Source organism: Curtobacterium sp. B18 (assembly GCF_000333375.1).
GTDB lineage: Bacteria > Actinomycetota > Actinomycetes > Actinomycetales > Microbacteriaceae > Curtobacterium.
In genome coordinates this window covers 1-2,238 of sequence record NZ_BACZ01000173.1, presented here as the reverse complement: position 1 = coordinate 2,238, position 2,238 = coordinate 1, and the positions used below count along the sequence as shown (strand labels likewise).

General features: G+C 70.5%; 4 protein-coding genes. All 4 read right to left on the bottom strand.

Features of this window, described 5'->3' with window-relative positions:
* Positions 1-549, bottom strand: a 549-nt coding sequence (locus I5E_RS04685) for a MerR family transcriptional regulator (protein WP_022905969.1), incomplete at its 3' end; no start/stop codon positions are given.
* 193 nt (positions 550-742) lie between these two features.
* Positions 743-1,447 carry a transcriptional regulator FtsR gene (gene ftsR, locus I5E_RS04680; RefSeq protein ID WP_022905968.1) on the bottom strand — a complete coding sequence of 235 codons (705 nt, stop codon included), beginning with the start codon at positions 1,445-1,447 and terminating at the stop codon, positions 743-745.
* Positions 1,447-1,926 carry an FHA domain-containing protein gene (locus tag I5E_RS04675; protein WP_042723592.1) on the bottom strand — a complete coding sequence of 160 codons (480 nt, stop codon included), beginning with the start codon at positions 1,924-1,926 and terminating at the stop codon, positions 1,447-1,449. The genes ftsR and I5E_RS04675 overlap by 1 nt, the downstream gene beginning before the upstream one ends.
* 123 nt (positions 1,927-2,049) lie before the next feature.
* Positions 2,050-2,238 (bottom strand): iron chelate uptake ABC transporter family permease subunit (locus I5E_RS04670; protein WP_031261557.1); only part of this gene is annotated, 189 nt, incomplete at its 5' end.

The window sequence follows — 2,238 nt, the reverse complement described above, 5'->3', positions numbered from 1 at the left end:
CGAAGCCCGGCGGGCGGCGAGCTCGTCGTCGGGGTCGGCCGCCGGCGTGGCGTCGAGTTCGACCAGGGACGACTCGACCTCGCGCAGGACCTTGCCCACCGCGATGCCGAACACGCCCTGGCCGCGCGAGACCAGGTCGATGACCTCGTCGTCGGAGGTGCAGAGGTACACCGACGCCCCGTCCGACATGAGCGTCGTCTGGGCGAGGTCCGAGACGCCGGACTCGCGGAGCTGGTTCACGGCGGTGCGGATCTGCTGGAGCGAGATGCCCGTGTCGAGCAGTCGCTTCACGAGCTTGAGCACGAGGATGTCGCGGAAGCCGTACAGCCGCTGCGACCCGGAGCCGGCGGCCCCGCGGATCGTGGGCTCGACGAGCTCGGTGCGCGCCCAGTAGTCGAGCTGGCGGTAGGAGATGCCGGCGGCGCGGGCTGCGACCGTGCCGCGGTAGCCGTTCTGCTCGTCGTGCTCGGGCAGACCGTCGGTGAAGAGCAGCCCGAGGTCGTACCGGGTCATCTCCGACTCGGTCCCGGGGGTGTCGTTCCCACTCATCAGGCTGCCTTCCACGACGATCGAGCTCCCAACTGAACGTTCAATGACGGGTTGAGAGTTGTTCCGAGGTCCACGGTAGCGACTCGAACCGCTCCGGCGCGGGACATCCGACTCGGCGCGTCCGGCGTGTCGAGGATACGCCCCACCCACCGACGCGCACCAGCGGTCGAGGACGGACGAGCCACGACGCGCGTCATGCGTCGAGACGCCCGATCGCCGTGCGGATCAGGTTCGACCGGATCACCTCGAGGTGGCCGGCGATCTCCCGCGCGAGCTCGGTCGCCTTCGCCCGCGAGGTCGCGTCGCCGCGCCGCGAGACGGGCATGAGCGCGGACTCGATGAGCCCGACCTCGCGCTCGGCGACGCTGCGCATCGTGCGCAGGTGTCGTGGTTCGATCCCGGTGCGCTGCAGCTCGACGAGCGCCTTGAGTACCGAGACCGCGTCGTCGCCGTACGTGTCGGCAGCGGGCAGCAGCGAGGCCGACACGGCATCGGCGAGGAGCATCGGCGACGCCCCTGCGGCCCGGACCGTCTCGTCACGGGTGTACCGCCGTTCGCGACCGAGGATCGACGGCTTCGGGGCGTCCCCGCCGCCGGGCAGGACCGGTTCGCGCCCGGCGTCGAGGTCGGCCAGGTAGTCCTTGATGACCTTGAGCGGGAGGTAGTGGTCGCGCTGGAGGCCGAGGATGACCCGGAGGCGTTCGACGTCGGCCGCCGAGAACTTCCGGTACCCGCTCGCCGTCCGGATCGGCGTGACCAGCTCGCGCTCTTCGAGGAACCGGAGCTTCGAGCTGGACAGGTCCGGGAACTCCGGTTTGAGGCGAGCGAGGACCTGCCCGATCGTGAGCAGGTCCGGGACCGCGGACCCCGCCCGGGCCGCGGCGGACCGTGCGGCCACTACGCGTTCGCCAGGCGCGCCAGGTCGACCCGGGAGGCGTAGAAGGTCAGGCGGAACTTGCCGACCTGCACTTCTGACCCGTCGGTGAGCAGTGCTTCGTCGATGCGGACGCCGTCGAAGTAGGTGCCGTTGAGCGACCCGTTGTCCTTGACGCTGAAGCTCGTCCCGTGACGGAGGAACTGGGCGTGCTTGCGCGACACCGTCACGTCGTCGAGGAAGATGTCGGCGTCGGGGTGTCGCCCCGCCGTCGTGACGTCCGAGTCGAGGAGGAACCGCGCACCGACGTTCGGCCCGCGACGGACCACGAGCAGCGCCGACCCGGAGGGCAGCGCGTTGATCGCGTCACGTTCTTCGGCGGACACACCGGACTCGGCAGTGAGCGCCGCCCCCATGTCCATGCTGAAGGTCAGTGTGGTGTCGACCAGCCGCTGCTCAGGGGTCTTCTGACCGTCCGGCTGCGGGACCACTGGATCTGGCATCGTGGACCTCCTCCTCTTGGCGCACAAGCGTATCGGAAACGACCCACCGAACCCCAGCCCCGAACGGGGCTGGGGACAACTCGGGGGAACGCGTACAGCGAACGTACCGGGAACACCCACCGCTCAGCGACCGCGCGCGAGCAACCAGAGCAGGTACGGCGCCCCGATCACCCCGGTCACGACCCCGACGGGCAGGGCGTTCCCGGGGATGGCGAACTGGGCGACGAGGTCGCTCGCCAGGGTGACCACGGCACCGACGGTCGCGGTCGCGCCGAGCGCCACGCGCCCACCACCCACGAGCCGTCGGGCGAT

Coding starts and splice junctions, on each gene's coding strand:
- I5E_RS04675 (WP_042723592.1), bottom strand. CDS start 1,926: ATGCCAGATCCAGTGGTCCCGCAGCCGGACGGTCAGAAGACCCCTGAG.